The organism is Paenibacillus vini, assembly GCF_018403325.1.
GTDB lineage: Bacteria > Bacillota > Bacilli > Paenibacillales > Paenibacillaceae > Fontibacillus > Fontibacillus vini.
In genome coordinates, this window is record NZ_BOSL01000001.1 from 645,035 (window position 1) to 663,997 (window position 18,963).

Annotated in this window: 20 protein-coding genes; 19 read left to right on the forward strand and 1 reads right to left on the reverse strand. The window is 48.9% G+C overall.

Features of this window, described 5'->3' with window-relative positions:
• The first annotated feature begins 1 nt into the window (after position 1).
• From KJS57_RS02885 to KJS57_RS02950, 14 genes are all read left to right on the forward strand, one after another.
• Positions 2–1,306 carry an ABC transporter substrate-binding protein gene (locus tag KJS57_RS02885; protein WP_213653695.1) on the forward strand — a complete coding sequence of 435 codons (1,305 nt, stop codon included), beginning with the start codon at positions 2–4 and terminating at the stop codon, positions 1,304–1,306.
• A 364-nt stretch (positions 1,307–1,670) separates the two neighbouring features.
• Positions 1,671–2,981: an ABC transporter substrate-binding protein gene (locus KJS57_RS02890; RefSeq protein ID WP_213653696.1), complete on the forward strand. Its 1,311-nt coding sequence runs from the start codon at positions 1,671–1,673 to the stop codon at positions 2,979–2,981.
• A gap of 156 nt (positions 2,982–3,137) precedes the next feature.
• Positions 3,138–3,767, forward strand: a complete 630-nt coding sequence (gene upp, locus KJS57_RS02895) for a uracil phosphoribosyltransferase (RefSeq protein WP_213653697.1) — start codon at positions 3,138–3,140, stop codon at positions 3,765–3,767.
• A gap of 27 nt (positions 3,768–3,794) precedes the next feature.
• Complete coding sequence (gene wecB / locus KJS57_RS02900) at positions 3,795–4,949, forward strand: non-hydrolyzing UDP-N-acetylglucosamine 2-epimerase (protein WP_213653698.1); 1,155 nt, start codon at positions 3,795–3,797, stop codon at positions 4,947–4,949.
• 151 nt (positions 4,950–5,100) lie between these two features.
• A complete protein-coding gene (locus KJS57_RS02905) occupies positions 5,101–5,334 on the forward strand; it encodes an AtpZ/AtpI family protein (RefSeq protein WP_213653699.1) in 234 nt (77 codons plus the stop codon).
• A complete protein-coding gene (locus KJS57_RS02910; RefSeq protein ID WP_211022673.1) occupies positions 5,327–5,704 on the forward strand; it encodes an ATP synthase subunit I in 378 nt (125 codons plus the stop codon). The genes KJS57_RS02905 and KJS57_RS02910 overlap by 8 nt, the downstream gene beginning before the upstream one ends.
• Positions 5,705–5,739: 35 nt before the next feature.
• A complete protein-coding gene (gene atpB, locus KJS57_RS02915; protein ID WP_211022672.1) occupies positions 5,740–6,504 on the forward strand; it encodes a F0F1 ATP synthase subunit A in 765 nt (254 codons plus the stop codon).
• A gap of 87 nt (positions 6,505–6,591) precedes the next feature.
• Entirely contained in the window at positions 6,592–6,804 is a 213-nt protein-coding gene (atpE, locus tag KJS57_RS02920; protein ID WP_006213098.1) for a F0F1 ATP synthase subunit C, read from the forward strand.
• Between the two features lie 113 nt (positions 6,805–6,917).
• The gene (gene atpF / locus KJS57_RS02925; protein WP_211022671.1) at positions 6,918–7,409 is read left to right on the forward strand and encodes a F0F1 ATP synthase subunit B; all 492 of its coding nucleotides are present in this window, start codon (positions 6,918–6,920) and stop codon (positions 7,407–7,409) included.
• A complete protein-coding gene (locus KJS57_RS02930; RefSeq protein ID WP_211022670.1) occupies positions 7,406–7,954 on the forward strand; it encodes a F0F1 ATP synthase subunit delta in 549 nt (182 codons plus the stop codon). Before atpF ends, KJS57_RS02930 begins: the two co-directional genes overlap by 4 nt.
• Positions 7,955–7,969: 15 nt before the next feature.
• Entirely contained in the window at positions 7,970–9,484 is a 1,515-nt protein-coding gene (atpA, locus tag KJS57_RS02935) for a F0F1 ATP synthase subunit alpha (RefSeq protein ID WP_211022669.1), read from the forward strand.
• Positions 9,485–9,797: 313 nt separating this feature from the next.
• The gene (gene atpG / locus KJS57_RS02940) at positions 9,798–10,658 is read left to right on the forward strand and encodes an ATP synthase F1 subunit gamma (RefSeq protein WP_211022668.1); all 861 of its coding nucleotides are present in this window, start codon (positions 9,798–9,800) and stop codon (positions 10,656–10,658) included.
• A 215-nt stretch (positions 10,659–10,873) separates the two neighbouring features.
• Positions 10,874–12,274, forward strand: a complete 1,401-nt coding sequence (atpD, locus tag KJS57_RS02945) for a F0F1 ATP synthase subunit beta (protein WP_213653700.1) — start codon at positions 10,874–10,876, stop codon at positions 12,272–12,274.
• 60 nt (positions 12,275–12,334) lie between these two features.
• Positions 12,335–12,745 (forward strand): F0F1 ATP synthase subunit epsilon, encoded by a 411-nt coding sequence (locus KJS57_RS02950; protein ID WP_213653701.1) that lies wholly within the window; start codon positions 12,335–12,337, stop codon positions 12,743–12,745.
• A gap of 158 nt (positions 12,746–12,903) precedes the next feature.
• On the opposite strand, the gene KJS57_RS02955 is transcribed toward KJS57_RS02950, so the two are convergent.
• A complete protein-coding gene (locus KJS57_RS02955) occupies positions 12,904–13,599 on the reverse strand; it encodes a copper homeostasis protein CutC (protein WP_244861359.1) in 696 nt (231 codons plus the stop codon).
• Positions 13,600–13,821: 222 nt separating this feature from the next.
• Here KJS57_RS02955 and KJS57_RS02960 point away from each other — a divergent pair, with 222 nt between their 5' ends.
• The 5 genes from KJS57_RS02960 to spoIIID all read left to right on the forward strand — a co-directional run bounded on the left by KJS57_RS02960 (position 13,822) and on the right by spoIIID (position 18,928).
• Entirely contained in the window at positions 13,822–14,073 is a 252-nt protein-coding gene (locus KJS57_RS02960) for a DUF1146 family protein (protein WP_211022665.1), read from the forward strand.
• Between the two features lie 251 nt (positions 14,074–14,324).
• Positions 14,325–15,671 carry a UDP-N-acetylglucosamine 1-carboxyvinyltransferase gene (gene murA / locus KJS57_RS02965; protein ID WP_213653702.1) on the forward strand — a complete coding sequence of 449 codons (1,347 nt, stop codon included), beginning with the start codon at positions 14,325–14,327 and terminating at the stop codon, positions 15,669–15,671.
• Positions 15,672–16,082: 411 nt separating this feature from the next.
• On the forward strand, positions 16,083–17,480 hold the full coding sequence (gene spoIID / locus KJS57_RS02970; protein ID WP_244861360.1) for a stage II sporulation protein D: 1,398 nt from the start codon (positions 16,083–16,085) through the stop codon (positions 17,478–17,480).
• Positions 17,481–17,581: 101 nt separating this feature from the next.
• Positions 17,582–18,343 carry a M23 family metallopeptidase gene (locus KJS57_RS02975; protein ID WP_211022663.1) on the forward strand — a complete coding sequence of 254 codons (762 nt, stop codon included), beginning with the start codon at positions 17,582–17,584 and terminating at the stop codon, positions 18,341–18,343.
• Positions 18,344–18,643: 300 nt separating this feature from the next.
• Positions 18,644–18,928 carry a sporulation transcriptional regulator SpoIIID gene (gene spoIIID, locus KJS57_RS02980; protein WP_114497259.1) on the forward strand — a complete coding sequence of 95 codons (285 nt, stop codon included), beginning with the start codon at positions 18,644–18,646 and terminating at the stop codon, positions 18,926–18,928.
• Positions 18,929–18,963 lie beyond the last annotated feature (35 nt).

The following is an 18,963-nucleotide window of genomic DNA, read 5'->3' on the forward strand; positions in this document are numbered from 1 at the left end:
AGTGAAAAATAGAATGAAGTTAGGGGTTAAAGTTGTACTGTTCGTTTTTGTTATGTCCATCGTCGCGGCTTGTTCAAAGAGCCAGGAAACCATACAATTTCAGGCGGACCCTGAAATGGAGGCTACGCTTCGAGTCATGTATCCTGCCGGGGAGGAATGGTTCAGGAAGGATTACGGGGATTTGTTTAATGCCAAATACCCTAATATTGAAATCACGATTATCCCGTCTCCCCAAGGGGGAATGGATGAGTCGTGGTGGAAACGCGAAAAGCCCGATGTATTGGCGCTCGATCTTCCGGTCTATGAACAATTGATCGCGGATGACAAGTTATATGATCTGAACACCGTCATTACCAACGACGCATTTCATTTGGATGGGATGCATCCGGGAATCATCGACTTTATTAGACAAAGAGGTGGAGGTAAGCTGTACGGGTTGCCTCCAACTTTTTATAACAAGGCGATTTATTACAACAAGGAGTTGTTCGACCGTTTCAAAGTTCCCTATCCGAAGGATCAAATGACATGGGAAGAGGTTATTGAACTGGCTAAACGGTTTCCGGCTCAGGAAGGCGTTAATGGCCTATATATTCGCGATTATGAGTTTCTGGTAAGCGAACTTGCCACAAGCCGCAATTTAAGCCCTTATAACACCGCTAAGCTACAGATGACTATAAATTCGGAAGGGTACAGAAAGGTTTTTGAGACGGTGCTTGATTCGTACAAGTCAGGGGCTGTTGTATCACCCTCTGCGGGTACTCAGCAATATGATCCTTTCATTAATAAGACCAGTGCCATGGCCTATGATTATTCTTACTACATTAATAATGAAATCAATTGGGCCAAGGAGGATTTAGGCAATAAGTTTCAATTAGATTGGGAATTGGCTTCGGCTCCTTCCGATTCCAGCAATCGCGAGCTTTCATCTACTTATTTTTTCACAGACATTCTCACCGTTAGCGCAGACTCGGATCAAAAACAAGCGGCTTGGGAATTAGTAAAATTCATCAATAGCGAGGAAATGGCCAAGGTAAAGTCGAAAACGGCAGGACTGAGCCTGATGACGCGTACCGACTATAACTATAATCCGGATGGCAAACGGATGGAGGCCTTTTACACTCAGAAGCCAAACCTGGATCGGGGTACGATCGACTACACAAAAATTTCGAAAGGATTTAGTTTAAGAAAGATCATTAATCAGGAAGTAACCGGGCTGATCGCAGGGGTAAAGACCGTGGACGAGGTACTCGCTTCCATAGAGAAGCGCGGACAGGCAGAACTCTCTAAAGGGCAGGAGAAGAAATAAAGCAAAGCCTGAAAACCCCAGATCAACCATCGATCTGGGGTGGTTATTATCCGATTTGACAAAAGCGCTTACATCTATATAATAAAACCCAACGTTCGCAATTAACGAGTGCAGGATATGAATACCGGCTCGTTTCCTCTATAAATAATGTAGTTCTCTTTTCCGCTGCTTCAATCACTCCCTAGCATAGACACCCAACCTAGCAAACCATATCCAATTGATCCAAAAGACTCATATTGTTTCATCAACCTGAAGACGAACTTGTTCATATCCGGGTAAACCATCACGATCTGTTAGAGCAACGGGACAACTCTGCCTGCCAAGAACAAGGTCTCTAATAAAAAGTGAGGAGAGTACCGCGAAAATGATAATAAGGCGATTTAAGGGAGTGCTATCTTCGATATCTGCGATGGCGGCGCTAACGGTGCTGATTTCGGCTTGCGCGTCAGGCAAGGATGTCTTGAAGTATGAGGCCGATCCGAATATGAAAGCTTCCATTAAGGTTCTCTACCCGGGCGGAGAAGATTGGTTTATGAGAGCGTATGGGGAATTGTTCCTCACAAAGTATCCGAATGTAGAAATTACGGTGGTCGATTACCCGTTGAAGGGGGTCGATGAAGTGGTAGAACAGGACAAGCCGGATGTTCTTGCGCTTCGATTCCCGGACTACGAAAGGTTTGTTCAAGAGGACAAGCTGTACGATCTAAACGCGATGATCACGAATGACTCTTTTGACCTGGAGAAAATGCATCCGGATATCATCGATTTTCTGAGACAGCGGGGAGAGGGCAAGCTGTACGGTCTGCCGCCGACATTTTCGAACAAAGCGACTTTCTACAATAAGGATCTGTTTGATAAATATCAAATCCCGTATCCGGAAGACCGGATGACTTGGGAGGAAATAATTCAACTAGCCCAGCGTTTTCCGGTAGACGAAGGAATCAGCGGGCTTTATCTGCAGGATTTCTCCTTTATGGTTAGTGAGATGGCGCTAAGCCGCGGTATCAGCCGGCAGAACGCCGCAGCCAAAAAGGTAACGATGGATACGAAATCCTTTGAAAATGTCTTTGAGACGGCCTTGAAAGCCTATCAATCGAAAGCAGTAGTATCCCCCGAGTTGGGGGGATCGGACTATGATCCTTTCATTATGGGCAAAAGCGCAATGACAGTTAATTATTTCTATTACATTAATAATGCGATCGGTTGGGCACAGAGAGACCTTGGAAGCACATTCCAATTAAATTGGGAGTTGGCTTCAGGCCCGGGGGATGATGCCGATCGAACGACGACGTCTTCATTGTTCTTCACGAACATTTTTACGGTGAATGCCGACGCTGGCCCGGATCAGATTCAGGCAGCCTGGGAGCTCGTCAAATTCGTGAACAGCGAGGAAGCGGCAAAATTGAAATCCAAAACGGCGGGATTTGATCCTTCGACCCGTACGGAGCATATATACAATCCGGACGGTAAACGGATAGAGGCCTTTTATGATCAGAAGCCAAATCTGAAGGATATGTCCGTGGACTATAGCAGTTTGCCCGAGGGTTTCTCGAGTAAATTGGATAACATTATCAATGCGGAGGGAAAAGCGGTTCTGGCTGGTCTTAAAACGCTGGATGAAGCAATTGCAGACATCCAAGCTCGAGGACAGAGCGAGATGGATAAACAGGATTAGCGTGGATTGTACGGTCCTGTTAAACAAAGAATATGGAGGCGACATGGTTCGTGGTAATCAGAAAAGGACAGTGATATAATAAACAAGATTTGCGGAACACTCGGAATGTGGGGTTGCCGCAAGTGTAGACTTAGCTATAAACCGGAGGGACAAACAATGGCAAAACTGGTGGTATGCGATCACCCTTTAATTCAACACAAACTGACATTTATCCGCGATATGCGGACCAACACGAAGGATTTTCGTGAATTGGTGGATGAAGTGGCCACGCTGATGGCCTATGAAATTACAAGAGAAATCCCTTTGGAGTCGATTAAAGTTCAGACGCCTGTGGCGGAAGCGGAATCCCGCGTCATTTCGGGACGCATGCTGGGACTCATTCCAATTCTCCGGGCGGGTCTCGGTATGTTGGACGGAGTGCTGAAATTGCTTCCTGCCGCTAAAGTGGGCCATGTAGGGCTATTCCGCGATCCGGAGACACTGCAGCCGGTCGAATACTACATTAAGCTTCCTACGGATGTTCAGGAGCGTGAGCTGATCGTAATCGATCCCATGCTTGCAACTGGGGGATCGGCGATCGCTGCAATTGAAGCGCTTAAAAAGCGGGGATGCACGCAAATCAAGATGATGAACCTGATCGCGGCGCCTGAGGGTGTCAAAGCGGTACAGGATGCCCATCCGGATGTGGATATTTATGTTGCTGCACTGGACGAGCGTCTGGATGAACACGGTTATATTATTCCTGGGCTTGGCGATGCCGGCGACAGATTGTACGGTACGAAATAAGAATAGGTTTAGGGAAGGGAAGCAGCCATGTCAAAAATCAAAGTGATGACGATCTTCGGAGTTAGACCGGAAGCAATTAAAATGGCTCCGCTCATTTTGGAGCTTGAAAAGCATCCCGAGCATATCGAATCCGTAGTTTGCGTAACGGCGCAGCATCGGGAAATGCTTGATCAGGTGCTGGACGTGTTCCGGATCGTCCCGGACTATGATCTCGATGTTATGAAGCCGAATCAAAGCTTGAACGAAATTACGCTTCGCGTATTGGAGGGACTTGAAAAGGTCCTTCGCGAAGCGAAGCCGGATATCGTTCTCGTCCACGGCGATACGCTTACGACGTTTCTGGCAAGTTATGCAGCTTTTCTCCAGCAAATTAAGATCGGCCATGTCGAAGCGGGTCTTCGCACGTGGAATAAATTGTCACCTTACCCGGAAGAGATGAACCGGCAATTAACGGGAGTGCTGGCGGACTTGCATTTCGCCCCGACAGACTGGTCTGCGGGAAATTTGCGCAAAGAGAACAAGCCGGAGTCAAGCATATATATCACAGGCAATACAGTAACTGATGTGTTTCAATATACTGTACAGCCGAATTACAACAATTCTGTGCTGGATTGGGCCGCCGGAAAGCGGCTTATTCTTATGACCGCACACCGGCGTGAATCACAGGGAGAGCCGCATATGAATATTTTCCGCGCTGTCAGACGGATTGCGGATGAATTTGAAGATGTGGCCATTGTTTACCCCGTGCATTTGAGCCCAGCGGTGAGAGAACCGGCGTATGAAACTTTGGGAGACCATCCCCGTATTAAACTAATCGAGCCACTGGATGTGGTGGATTTGCACAATTTCTATCCACATACACATCTGATCCTAACGGATTCCGGCGGTTTACAGGAAGAAGCGCCGTCTTTTGGCGTTCCTGTACTGGTGCTTCGCGATACGACGGAGCGCCCGGAGGGCATCGAAGCGGGAACGCTGGAACTCGTCGGCACGGATGAGGAGATGGTATATGAGCGGACAAAGGCGCTGCTCAGCGACAGCGAGCTATATAATTCTATGAGTCGGGCCGCTAACCCGTACGGAGATGGAAAGGCATCGGAACGGATTGTCAATGCATTATGTCACCATTTCGGGATTATAAGCGAGCGTCCTGAACAATTTCACAGAAAGTTCACAAATTGAAAAGATCAAGAATTGTGTTTCTCATGAAGATAGCATACAGTTATACTGTACGGTTTAACGCTTTCTTGCTTTGATTTAAAGGATCATCGCTTCAACGCTTTCGTTGACAAAAACTCGTCACATTCAGTAAAATAAGTTGGGACTGCGATCGATGAATAAATCTAACAAAGAAGTTAAACCTTGGATGATAGCCTCTTATATTAGCGGGGCTGGAATTCTGCTTGTTATCTATATTTTGTCGGGTTTTCTGGTTTCCAAGTGGCTTGTGTCATATTTCGAGGCTTCCAAGGTATGGATTGCTCTCGGATTAATTCTTGGCTTGCTGCTTGGAATAACCAACATAATTTTCTTAATTTACAAATTTATAGGGGGACAAGATGGATGATTTAAACTCCATTGTCACAGCCGTATCCCGGATAACTCTATTGATGTTATCTGCTCTGTTACTTGGATGGGCTTTTCTCCCGGAGCATAGGCCTCTATGTAATGGATTGATTCTGGGCCTTGCAGCTGGATTGGTGTACGTCCGTTTCTTATCCTCGAAGGTGCGGGGGTTAGTCAACCTCGTGGTCAGTCAGGAGAAGAAGCGATACAGTTTCGGGTTTGTTACTAGAATTTGTCTGGTATTTGTAACGGTAATGATTGCGGCCAAAGTGGAGCAGGTATCCATGCCCGGCGCCATTATCGGTGTGTTTATACCGCAGATTTTGACAATACCAACAAGTATAGTAATTGGTCTAAGAAACAAGTCTTAACGAGCTGATTAGTGGAAAGGGGTGAGTACGTACACATGCATGAAGCACCGATAATCAACCTTGGTGGATTTAATCTGGATCTTTCCGCAGTTCTTATGCTCTTTGTCAGCTGTCTCATCGTCTTCGTACTTTGCAGACTGGCCGTCGCCAATTTATCAGTGGAGAATCCAGGGAAGCTTCAGAACTTTATGGAATGGGTTGTGGAGTTTGTTCAAGGGGTCGTCGGAAGTGCAATGGATCTGAAAAAAGGGAAGCCTTACATCTCTTTGGGATTAACGCTTATTCTTTTTATCTTCGTCTCCAATCTCCTCGGTTTGCCGATGGGAATCATTACAGAAGCCCATAAGCCGGAGTCGATTTTCGGATTTGTTATTGAGGCGACACGTAATCTTAGCGGCGGGGAGCATGCTGAAATACTTTGGTGGAAATCGCCTACGGCCGATATTTCTGTAACCGCGGGTCTGGCCATCATCGTCTTTTTCCTGATGAACTACCTCGGTCTGAAGCATAACCGGAAGCATTACCTTAAGCATTACATTGAACCGTTCCCGGTATTCCTTCCACTTAATATTATCGAGAACTTGGCCAAGCCTATTGCTTTGGCAATCCGGTTGTTTGCAAACATCTTTGCCGGCGAGGTCCTGATTACAGTTATTTTGAAAATGGGCTTCCTGGGAATTCCGTTTATGGGAATATGGCAAGGGTTCAGTATTTTTGTCGGCGCGCTTCAAGCCTACATCTTTACGATCTTGACCATGGTTTACATTGCCCAGACAACGATTCATGAAGAAGATCATTGATAAACTCGAAGAGCCTGCCTCAGGGCTAATCTCTAAGAGGTGTATTATATCAAAAACTTATTAACAAAATTTAAGGAGGAAATTTAAATGGAATTTTTGGCAGCAGCTATAGCAGTTGGTTTGGGTGCACTCGGCGCAGGTCTTGGTAACGGTATGATCGTAAGCAGAACGGTAGAATCTATTGCACGTCAACCGGAAGCTCGCGGTCCGTTGCAAACGACTATGTTTATCGGTGTCGGTATCGTCGAAGTAGTTCCGCTTGCCGCTACAGTTATCGCGTTCCTGATCATGTTCTCTTAATAATAGCTACGGTTTGGCGGGGAGGGCCGATGCCATCCGCGCCTTCGTTTTATGAGTGTTGATATTATATGCAATTGAAGTGGTAGTGTAGCTATCGGAAAGGAGTGACATCGGTGAGCGTCCTGTGGGAAAATATTGTAATTACGATGATTTCATTTGCTATTCTGTACTGGTTACTTAGCAAATTTGCGTTCGGTAAATTATTTGCAATCATGGAACAACGCCGTCAACTGGTGCTGTCCCAATTGGAAGAGGCCAAACAGACGAGAGAGCAAGCTGGTGTATATGTGGAAGAGCAAAAAGAAGCTCTGAAACAGGCCCGTCAAGAAGCCTTCGAAATTATCGAGCAGTCCAGACAAAGCAGCAGCAAGCAGGCGAAAGAATTGCTTGAACAAGCTAAACAAGATGCATCTCGCGTGAAGAACGAAGCGGTGCGCGATATTGAAAGCGAGAGAATGAAAGCGGTTGAGGCCTTGCGCGGCGAGATCGGCGCATTCTCTGTGAATATCGCTTCCAAGCTGATTAAACGGGAAGTCGAAAGCAATCCTGCTGAGCAAGAGGAACTCGTAGGCCAATACCTGAAAGAAGTAGGTAGCAAATCATGAGTCGGGAAGTAGTGGTAGCCAGCAGATATGCTAAGGCACTCTATGAGATTGCTGGACAGGAAGGCCGAACTCTTGAAGTCGAGCAGGAGCTTAAAGCCCTGGTTGAGGCTTTGCATAATGATCCTGAAATCAGGCAGTTTATTCAGAGCCCTAACATTTCCTCTGACACCAAATGGGAAGCCATCCAAAATGGATTGGAGGGGAAACTCTCCAAACCGGTTATTTCTCTTGTCAAGCTGCTTGTTGACCGGGGAAGAACCGTGATTTTGCCAGAACTCTTGAACAGCTACACCAAAATTACAGGTGATGCTCTCGGGTTAGCCGATGCATTGGTGTACAGTACTTACCCTCTTAGTGAAGAAGAAAAACAAACCGTTGCAGCCGAATTTGGTGCTCTGGTTGGCAAGAAAATTCGTATTCTGAACGAAGTGGATAAGGAATTGCTGGGCGGTATCAAAGTGAAACTTGGCGATACGCTGTACGATGGAAGTTTATCCGGCAAGCTGGAACGGCTTGAAAAGTCTTTTCGAAGACAAGCACTGTAGATAGGGGTGAAACACTTGAGTATCAGACCTGAAGAGATCAGTTCACTGATTAAAAGTCAGATCGAACAATATAAATCGGAAATTGAAGTGGCCGAAGTCGGCACCGTTATTCAAGTTGGTGATGGTATCGCCCGTGTCCACGGACTTGAAAACGCCATGGCCAACGAATTGCTCGAGTTTGAAAATGGCGTATTTGGACTTGCGTTGAACCTGGAAGAAAGCAATGTCGGTGTCGTTATCCTGGGGCCATACAGCGAAATTCGCGAAGGCGACCAAGTGAAACGTACGGGGCAAATCATGCAAGTTCCTGTTGGCGAAGCATTGCTGGGCCGCGTTGTAAATCCGCTGGGTCAACCGGTGGACGGCAAGGGTCCTATCGAAACTACGGAATTCCGTCCGGTTGAAAACAATGCTCCGGGCGTTATCGACCGGAAGTCGGTTCATGAACCGATGCAAACCGGAATCAAAGCGATTGATTCGATGGTTCCAATTGGCCGCGGTCAGCGGGAACTTATCATTGGCGACCGCCAAACCGGTAAAACGGCAATCGCTATTGATACTATCATTAACCAAAAAGGCAATGGCGTAAAATGTATTTATGTCGCAATCGGCCAAAAGCAATCTACGGTTGTCAACGTTGTCGAAACACTGCGTCGCCATGGAGCGCTTGATTACACGATCGTCGTGACCGCATCCGCATCGGAACCGTCTCCGCTCCTGTATATCGCACCTTACGCCGGCGTTGCTATGGCTGAATACTTTATGTATAAAGGTGAGCATGTCCTCATTATTTATGATGATTTGACTAAACAAGCGGCAGCTTACCGTGAATTGTCCTTGCTTCTTCGTCGCCCTCCGGGTCGTGAAGCATATCCGGGTGATGTGTTCTATCTGCATTCCCGTCTTTTGGAACGTGCAGCTAAACTGAGCGATGAGCTCGGTGGAGGATCGATTACGGCGCTTCCGTTTATCGAGACCCAAGCTTCGGACGTATCCGCGTATATCCCGACCAACGTAATCTCCATTACGGACGGTCAGATCTTCTTGGAATCAGACTTGTTCTACTCCGGTCAACGCCCGGCGATCAACGTCGGTATCTCCGTATCCCGGGTAGGGGGCTCCGCTCAAATCAAGGCGATGAAGAAGGTTGCCGGTACGCTCCGTCTGGATTTGGCACAATACCGCGAGCTTCAAGCGTTCTCCCAATTCGGTTCCGACCTCGACAAGTCGACGCAAGCTCGTCTGACCCGCGGTTCCCGTATGATGGAAATCCTGAAGCAAGGCGTCAACCAGCCTTTGGCGGTTGAAGAGCAAGTCATCAGTCTTTATACGGCAGTAAAGGGCTACCTGGATGACATCGCAGTTGCCGATGTGCGTCGTTTTGAGTCCGAATTCCTGGCCTTCGTGAAGAGTCAACATGATGACGTTCTGCAATCGATCCGCACTACAAAGGATCTGGTCGCCGACAATGAAGCGAAATTGAAAGAAGTTATCGAGAAGTTTAAGAGAGGCTTTGCGGCTTCCGTATAAGTGCAAGTTCAAAGTCGGCTTTTCAGCACCGAGAAGGTTGCGAGAACCCGAAGAAGGAGGAACGGAGTGTAGGCAAAACCTACATGAGTACCGGACTTCGAGGGTGAACGCAAGATTCGATGTCGAATCAACATCTCGAAACACTTCGTGATCAAAAGATGACTTGTTGAACAACCTCTATTAATAAAGATGATTTGCAAACCGGCCCTGGCTTGTTGCCGGATCGCCGGTTTGTGACTGAATGGGTTTGCGAACAGATTGAAGATTAAGATGCAGGCAAGGGATTTGCCAACATCTTTAAGGTGGTGAAATCATGGCAAAAGGGATGCGCGAAATAAAACGCCAGATCAAGAGCGTTCAGAACACCCGTCAGATCACGAAAGCGATGGAGATGGTGGCTTCGGCCAAGCTGAGAAAGGCACAAGAAAAAGCGCAGGCCTCACGTCCCTATGTTGATAAACTGAAGGAAGTGGTGTCTAGCATCGCAGCAGGTTCGGACGGCGTTTCTCATCCGATGCTGGTTTCGCGTGCAATTAAGCGTACGGCTTATATTGTAATTACTTCCGATGGCGGTCTTGTCGGCGGTTACAATGCGAACTTGCTAAGAAACGTAATGGATACGATCAAGAGCAAGCACGCCTCTACCGAAGAATACGGCTTGTTCGTGATCGGCCGTAAAGGCCGCGACTATTTTACCCGCCGAGGCCTTCCGGTAGTAGAATCCGTAACCGACTTGTCCGACTCGCCCAAATTCGCCGACATCAAATCGCTGGCTTATGCCGCTGTACAAGGATTCGAACTGGAACAGTATGATGAAATCTATCTCTGTTACAGTCAATTCATTAACGCGATTACCCAAAAACCGACTGTCGACCGCCTGCTTCCATTCGACAACGTGGAGCATCATGGCGTAACAGCCGATTACGAGTATGAACCTTCGCCGGAAGGAGTACTGGAAATCTTGTTGCCGAAATATGCGGAAACTCTCATTTTTAGTGCGCTTCTTGAAGGAAAGGCGAGCGAACTTGGTGCAAAAATGACTGCAATGGGCAGCGCTACGAAAAATGCGACCAAGATGATCAATGAACTGACATTAACTTACAACCGTGCACGTCAAGCGGCTATTACCCAGGAAATTACGGAAATTGTCGCAGGAGCAAACGCACAAGGCTAATAAGCTCGTAATTGGTCAGAAAAACAAATGCCGGTTAATCCCTTAAGCAGGTTGAGTTCTTTGTTATTAAACCAACTTGTCGGGGATTACTCGCGGCTTCATTTACGGTTACGATGACAGTTTGCGGAAAAGCAAAGCTCATGGAATCCACATCCGAGCAGTTTTGCCTGTTGTTTTTTGGCGTGTGACCGCAAAACTTTTAGGAGGGAACAAAGATGAACAAAGGACGCGTTGTTAGCGTAATGGGTCCGGTTGTTGATATCGAGTTTGGCCGTGGTCAACTGCCGGAAATCTTTAACGCAATTAAAATTGTAAAACAGAACGCGCAGGAAGGTTCTAGCGAACTGATCTTGGAAGCGTCCAATCATTTGGGCGACAACCTGGTTCGTTGTATCGCGATGTCCTCGACGGACGGATTGGTGCGCGGAACGGAAGCCGAAGATTTGGGTGCTCCGATTTCCGTACCAGTCGGCGAAGCAACTCTGAGCCGCGTATTTAACGTACTGGGTGAAACGATCGATAATAAAGGTCAGGTTGCAACTGCGGTTCGCAATCCGATCCACCGTGAACCTCCGAAGTTTGAGGATCTGTCAACGCAATCCGAAATTCTGGAAACCGGGATTAAAGTTATCGACCTGTTGGCTCCTTACGCCAAGGGCGGTAAAATCGGTTTGTTCGGCGGCGCGGGTGTTGGTAAAACCGTAACGATTCAGGAATTGATTCGTAACATCGCCCAAGAACATGGCGGTATCTCCGTATTTGCCGGCGTAGGGGAACGTACCCGTGAAGGTAATGACCTCTACATGGAAATGACGGAATCCGGCGTTATCGAGAAAACGGCGATGGTATTCGGACAAATGAACGAGCCTCCTGGCGCGCGTTTGCGCGTAGCGTTGACCGGCCTGACGATGGCCGAGTACTTCCGCGACCAGGAAGGCCGTGACGTACTGTTATTTATCGATAACATCTTCCGTTTCACGCAAGCGGGCTCCGAAGTTTCGGCCTTGCTCGGCCGGATGCCTTCCGCGGTAGGTTACCAGCCTACGCTGGCTACCGAAATGGGTCAGCTTCAAGAACGGATTACTTCGACGAAAAAAGGTTCTGTTACTTCGATCCAGGCCATTTACGTGCCTGCGGATGACTATACGGACCCGGCTCCAGCCACGACGTTTGCTCACTTGGATGCGACGACAAACTTGGAGCGTAAAATTTCCGAGAAAGGGATTTTCCCTGCCGTGGATCCGCTGGCTTCCAGCTCCCGGATTCTGACTCCGGAAATTGTCGGCGAAGAGCACTATAACGTCGCTCAAGGCGTTAAACAAATTTTGGCTCGTTATAAAGAGCTTCAAGATATCATTGCCATCCTGGGTATGGACGAATTGTCCGAGGATGACAAGCTGCTCGTGGCCCGTGCCCGGAAGATCGAACGCTTCCTGTCGCAGCCATTCTTCGTTGCCGAGCAATTTACCGGTATCCAAGGGAAGTTCGTACCGATTGCGGAAACTGTACGCAGCTTTAAGGAAATTCTGGACGGCAAGCACGATGATCTTCCGGAAGCGGCGTTCCTCTTTGTCGGTACCATTGAAGAAGCTGTGGAGAAAGCGAAGACGCTGTAACACCGCGCCGTTATTGCGGATGCTTCAGAAATGAACGTCCCACGAACAGGAGGGATGAAAGTGAGCACCTTTTTATTGGAAATCGTCACACCGGAACACGTCGTTTTCTCTCGCGAAGTGGAAAGCCTGACGGTTCGCGGACTGGAAGGGGAGCTCGGCATCCTGCCGGGGCATATTCCTTTTGTGACCCCTTTGCAGGTAGCTCCGCTTGTGATTAGATCCGGAGGCAAGACGCAGACGATCGCCGTTCATGGCGGGTTTGTCGAAGTTCAAGGCGATAAGGCCATCGTGTTGGCCGAAAGCGCTGAGCTTCCGGAAGAGATCGACTTGGAGCGGGCGATCGCAGCCCGGGAACGGGCGGAACGCAGATTGTCGGCGTCCGAACAGGACCGGATCGATCATCGCCGCGCGGAATTGGCCTTGCAAAAAGCCATTACGCGGATTAATGTATCCAGCCGCTCTAAGGAGTAGGAGAACGACAAAAAACCGGGCTTTTCATGCCCGGTTTTTTGTCGTTTTATGTCATGCAGGAATCACCGCTTGCGACAACGAACATATTAAAGACAACCTTCTAGTGTGTATTCAAAATGTCGACTTTTCAGCAACAAGAAGGTTTTTTGAACAACCTCTTATTGGAAGCGGTCTGCAATGCTGCGAACCCGGGTAAGCTTGTCCGGATCAATCGGTTGCATCAGATCTCCGTTCATACGTACGCCAGAGCCTATATGGAATTCGCGGACCCCCGTTTCCTTCAGGAAGGCTTCCAGACGATCGGAATGCAATCCTGCGCCAGGAAGCACTGTAGGGCCGGATTGCTCGCTAAGCAGGTTCAGACGGCGAATGACGTCGGCAGCCTCAAGGACTGAGGAGCGTCCTCCAGAGGTGAGAACGTGGGTGATTTGAGGATAACGGCTCAATACGGAGAAAGCCTGCTCCTGATCCCGGATTTCATCAAAAGCCCTGTGAAACGTTACAGGCAATCCTTCGGCGGCCTTTAGCAGACGAGTAAGCCCAATTTCATCGATGTTGCCTTCGGGTGTGAGCAACCCGAGGACGAATCCCCTGGCACCGATATTCCGGAAGACTGCAATATCGCGCTCCATGGTACGAATATCGTCCGGTCCATAGCAGAAGCTTCTGCTATGCGGGCGAATCATGACACGGAAATCCAGGTCGATCTCCTCATGAATCATCTGAACAAGGCCAAGGGATGGAGTTAATCCTCCCTCCGCAGGTGATGTAATAATTTCCAGACGATCTGCCCCGTTAGAAGCTGCGATTTGGGCATCGGCTAAGGTGTAGACTATGACTTCGGCAATCATCATACAATTCATTCCTTTCCGGGCGGATACAAAAAATTGAATAAAGTGAATAATAGATGATATTGGAAGCCTTTGCAAGTGAAAGAAATGCTGGATTATTATCACGCTGGCAAGTATGATATATAAGGTCTATATTTTTACATTACTTTATCCGATATATTTAGGGGATATATTAACCGTTTAGGTATCTGCGGCATAAATATATCGTGTCGGGAGGAAGTTCAAGTGAATCCAATCGAATCTGTACCCGTATCGGTGGGAGTAAACGGCCTTACGGCCATCCTCGTGTCACTGGCATGTATCGCGATGTCCTGGTGGGCGCTGCAAAACCTGAAACTGGATTTGTTCATTCGCCATCCGAAGGGACCGCAGGGGAAATTGCTCCATCTGCTTCTGTCCGTCGTTCTGGGACGGTTTGTCGCAGCCTTCGTACTCGAGTACTGGGGATACACGCAAATGCTGAAGTATATGTTTTAATTCCTAAGTCTTTGGTTATAAGTGTGTTAGACTAAGGGGACAAGGAAATTGTCGAATAACATCAAAACATTGTGTCAACAATGGTGAATAAGGACTACGATACGTTACGGAAACTCTGGCTTAATGAGAGCGCCGTTTCCTCGGTATTACTGTACTTTTCGACAGGTTTAGAGCCTTGTGCGCCTCAAATGACCGATGATATGATGAAGTTTAGGGGAAATGGTGAAAATGAACGCGCGGAGGGAACCAAGATGAGCAAATTTATCGTCCGCGGTGGCAATGTTTTGGCCGGGAACGTTAAAGTAAGCGGAGCTAAAAATTCAGTGCTGCCAATCATTGCAGCATCCTTGTTGGGTGAGGAAGGCGTAAGCGTGATTCGTGACGCTCCTCCTTTGGATGATGTAATGACTATTAATAAAGTATTGGAATCGCTGGGAGCGACTGTTACATATGATCGTGAAGTCATTACGGTCAATGCGCAAACCATCGCTTCCTGTGAAGCGCCGTACGAATGGGTGCGCAAAATGCGGGCGTCCTTTCTTGTCATGGGTCCTTTATTGACCCGAACGGGTTATACGCGAATTTCTTTGCCGGGAGGCTGCGCGATTGGTACAAGACCGATTGACCAGCATCTTAAAGGTTTTGAGGCAATGGGTGCGGAAATTAATCTGGGCCAGGGCTTCATTGAAGCCAAATCCCAAGGCCGTCTACGCGGGGCGAAGATTTATCTGGATGTAGCCAGCGTCGGGGCAACGGAAAATATTATGATGGCAGCTACTTTGGCCGAAGGAACGACAGTGATCGAGAACGCCGCCAAAGAACCGGAAATCGTCGATTTGGCCAACTATTTGAACGGAATGGGCGCTATCGTTCGGGGAGCAGGCACAGGTGTCATCCGAATTGAAGGCGTGGAAAAGCTTCACGGAGTAGAGCATACGGTAATTCCTGACCGCATTGAAGCAGGGACCTTTATGATCGCTGCGGCTATGACCGGAGGAAACGTATTTGTGGAAGGCGCGATCGCGGATCATCTCGGCCCGATTGTTTCTAAATTGGAAGAGATGGGCGTTCGTGTCGATATATTTGAAAATGGAGTGCGCGTCATTGCCGACAAACCGTTAAAAGCGGTGGACGTCAAGACATTGCCGTATCCGGGATTTCCAACGGATATGCAGTCGCAAATGATGGCATTGCTGCTCGTATCGGAAGGCACGAGTGTAGTTACGGAAACGGTGTTCGAGAACCGGTTTATGCATGTAGACCAGTTCCGTTTAATGAACGCGGAAATTAAAGTGGAAGGCCGCAGTTCGATTGTTACCGGCGGAGCTAAACTAAGCGGCGCAAAAGTATGCGCCACGGACTTGAGAGCAGGGGCTGCCCTAATCATTGCCGGCTTGGTTGCTGACGGAACGACTGAAGTTAGCGGTACGCATCATATTGATCGCGGGTACGTGCATCTGGCGGAGAAATTATCCGGACTTGGCGCCGACATTTGGCGCATTGCGGAAGGGAAAGAGACTTCATCGGAAGCCGAAAAGACCTCGGTTACGGTTCAAGAAGATCTGCCAATTCTCAAAATTCAACCTAGCTGGGCATAATCCACGACTATTAAATAAGAAAACGCAGGCCATTCCTTTCGGGGACTGGTCTTTTTGCTGTTTTGCGGGAAAATGATCGGAGTTCTATAGAAATGAAGACGGTATGAAAAGAAAGCGGTATCAAGTCTGGTGATTAGAGGTCTTTGTTTTAAATATCATCACGTAAGTATATGAGGCAAAAAACGACTGTATGCAAGTCTAGGGCTTGAATGATATGAACAAACGGTGTCTTTACTGACCTGACGGGAGCCTACTTTTCTCAAACGGGTTCTAGCAGATAAGCGGAATTCATATCTATAAGTATATCGAGCATTAGGTATAACCCTGAGAAACGCTAGGGTAGGGGCATGCTCGCCAGCAGGTATGTTTACGCTACGCTGCAGCACGAATCCGGACGGAGGTAATCTAGGAATGAATGAGAAGTGGGGTCCATTTAAGGAACCGGGAACAAATCATAGAATTACAGTAAAAATGAACCGGGGTGAGGAGGAGTCGGGCAAGGGTACAACGGAGCCGATTAGCGTAGAGGAGGTAGGATCAGGCGCAGCTGAGGTGAGTGGCACTTTGAAGCCGCCGGGTGGACAGCACACGCAGCAACGCTTGGCCGCGGCCGATGGCGAGCCTGAGCAGGAGACGCCGCTGCGCGTGCGCATCGCGCCCGGCTCGCGGGCCCGCCGCCCTTCCTCCTTCCGCGGAGGCGGAAGGAGGAAGGATGCCCGCGGGCTAGCCGCCGGGCTGGCGGGCCTGGCCGCGCTCGCGGTGCTGCTGCCCGCGCTGCTGGCGGTGCGCGGCGCCGGACCGCCGCCGGCGCCGGCCGACCCGGCGGCCGCAGCCGCCCGGGCGCAGCAGCTGCAGCAGCTGCCGGGCCCCGCGCCCGGCGCGGGCGCGGAGCGGCTCGTCCCGGCGGAGGACTCGGCCGCCGCGGACAAAACGCCGGTGCGCGTGTATCTGACACGCATCGGCAGCGTGGAAACCCTGCCGCTCGAGCAATACGTGACCGGCGTACTGGCCGCCGAGATGCCGGCGGACTTTGAGCTTGAAGCGCTCAAAGCGCAGGCGATCGCGGCCCGAACCTTCATCGTCCGCCGTTTGGCGGCCAACGACACCAGCGGTGTCCCCGGCGGTAAGGCGGACGTGCTTGATACGGTAGATCACCAAGCATATCTCTCGAAAGAGACGCTGGAGCAATGGAAGGACAAAGGCAAAGCCAGGGAGTTATCCAAACTGGAACGCGCCATTCAAGAAACCCGCGGCATTGTGATGACCTATCAAGGAAAGCCGATTACAGCATCCTTTTTCTCGGCCAGCGGGGGATACACGGAGAACTCCGAGGAGTACTGGTCGCTTCGAGTTCCTTATCTTCGTAGTGTACCCAGCCCTTGGGACAGTGTAGCCAACCCAAATAACGAAGAGACAGTAACTTTTAAGCTTAATGAGGTTTTTAGTAAATTGGGACAAACCGTTCCGGCCGTACCCGTCTCGGCAGGCGGCAGCAAGAGTCTTACTTCCGGGAATCTCTTTCGGGTTAACTCTTTCACTTCCGGACAGAGAGTAAAGGAGATTAAGGTGGGGGATAAGGTTTATACGGGCCGGGAGATTCGAGAGAAGCTCGGGCTTCGTTCCAGCCAGTTCAAAATTCAATATGACGGAACAAACGTAAAAATCACCACCTACGGCTATGGTCATGGCGTGGGAATGAGCCAATGGGGGGCGAACGGAATGGCGCAGAAAGGATATACGACTACTCAAATTCTCAAACACTATTACACCGGAATTTCCTTTCAACAAGCGGCCCGTCTCTTAAAGTAACTATTTCTGAATCGGACTCTCTTGTAAAATTTTCAAAAAATGATATAAGCGAAGTATAAAAGCTTCGGCCCCGGTAACACTGGTTACTGAGGTGATGAGCAATGAATGAACAAAATAACAAGAAGAAATCCCATGAGGAGTCTCCTAAAATTGCAATGGGAGAGCCGGTAGTACCGGTGTCCACGTGGAAAAAAGTATTGTCGAAGAGATGGGTTTACCCGGCAGCTTACATGGCAGCAGCGGCAATTATACTAACCTTAGTGTGGGTCTACCAGGATGCCAGCCAAAAGCCTATGGACTCCACACCTGCCAGCGTGACGGATTCCGTAGAGCAGGCGGGCAGCGAGGACCTGCTGGGTCAGGATACCGCGAAGGAAAGCGGCAAAGACAAGGCCACCGAGACCGTAGCTGTAGCTGAAGATCTGGTATGGCCGGTAGCCAATGCCGCGGATGTTACCGTAGTGAAGCCATTCTATGACAATGAAGCGAGTGCCGAGGATCATGAAGCCGCGCTTGTCCAGTATAACGATACCTTTATCGCAAATACCGGAATCGACCTGGCCCGGGCGGATAACCAGTCGTTTGAAGTAACGGCCGCTATGGGCGGTAAAGTAACACGGGTGGATGAAGTTCCTTTGCTCGGTTTCGTAGTTGAAATTACGCATGCCAACAACTTGAAAACCGTTTACGAAAGTCTGTCGGACGTAAAAGTAAAAATGGATGCCGAAGTGAAACAAGGCGATACGATCGCATTAGCCGGTCGGAATGAGATGGAAAAAGACCTTGGCAACCACGTTCACTTCGCCGTATATGAAAATGGCGAATTGATTAATCCGTCCAGCGTTTTGCCGAAACACGAATAAGACGGAAAAAGAAAATGAATCACAGAAGGCTGTCCTTAAAAGTCATATTGACTTGAGGGACAGTCTTTTTTTATCTGGATGGAGCGGATTTATGTATCGGGGTGATGGGCTCGTCCGCACTCGCGAATCGCGCTGGAGTAGAGGGAATCCGTTAAAATAAGCAGGTAAAAATGATGGCTTTGCAGGAGCACTTGTCAAAATAATTGGCCTCGCCCGGGCTTGTCAGGCTTGGAAACAAAGAATATATGGGCACGCCCCTCATATAATGTACCAAACTATCTCGAGTAGGGAGGCGGGAGCGTGCACGATTACATCAAAGAACGGACGATTAAAATAGGTCGCTGCATTGTGGAAACTCGGCATACGGTCCGGACTATAGCCAAAGAGTTCGGCGTATCTAAAAGCACGGTGCATAAGGATTTAACCGAGCGTCTGCCGGAGATTAATCCGGATTTGGCGGACCAGGTCAAGCACATTCTCGAATACCATAAGTCGATCAGGCACCTTCGAGGAGGCGAGGCGACGAAGATCAAGTATAAGAAGAAAGGGCAATCCAAACGGGAGGTGATTAGCTCCGCTCGTTAATGGGTAAATATTATGTTTGGCATCCCGATGAATGT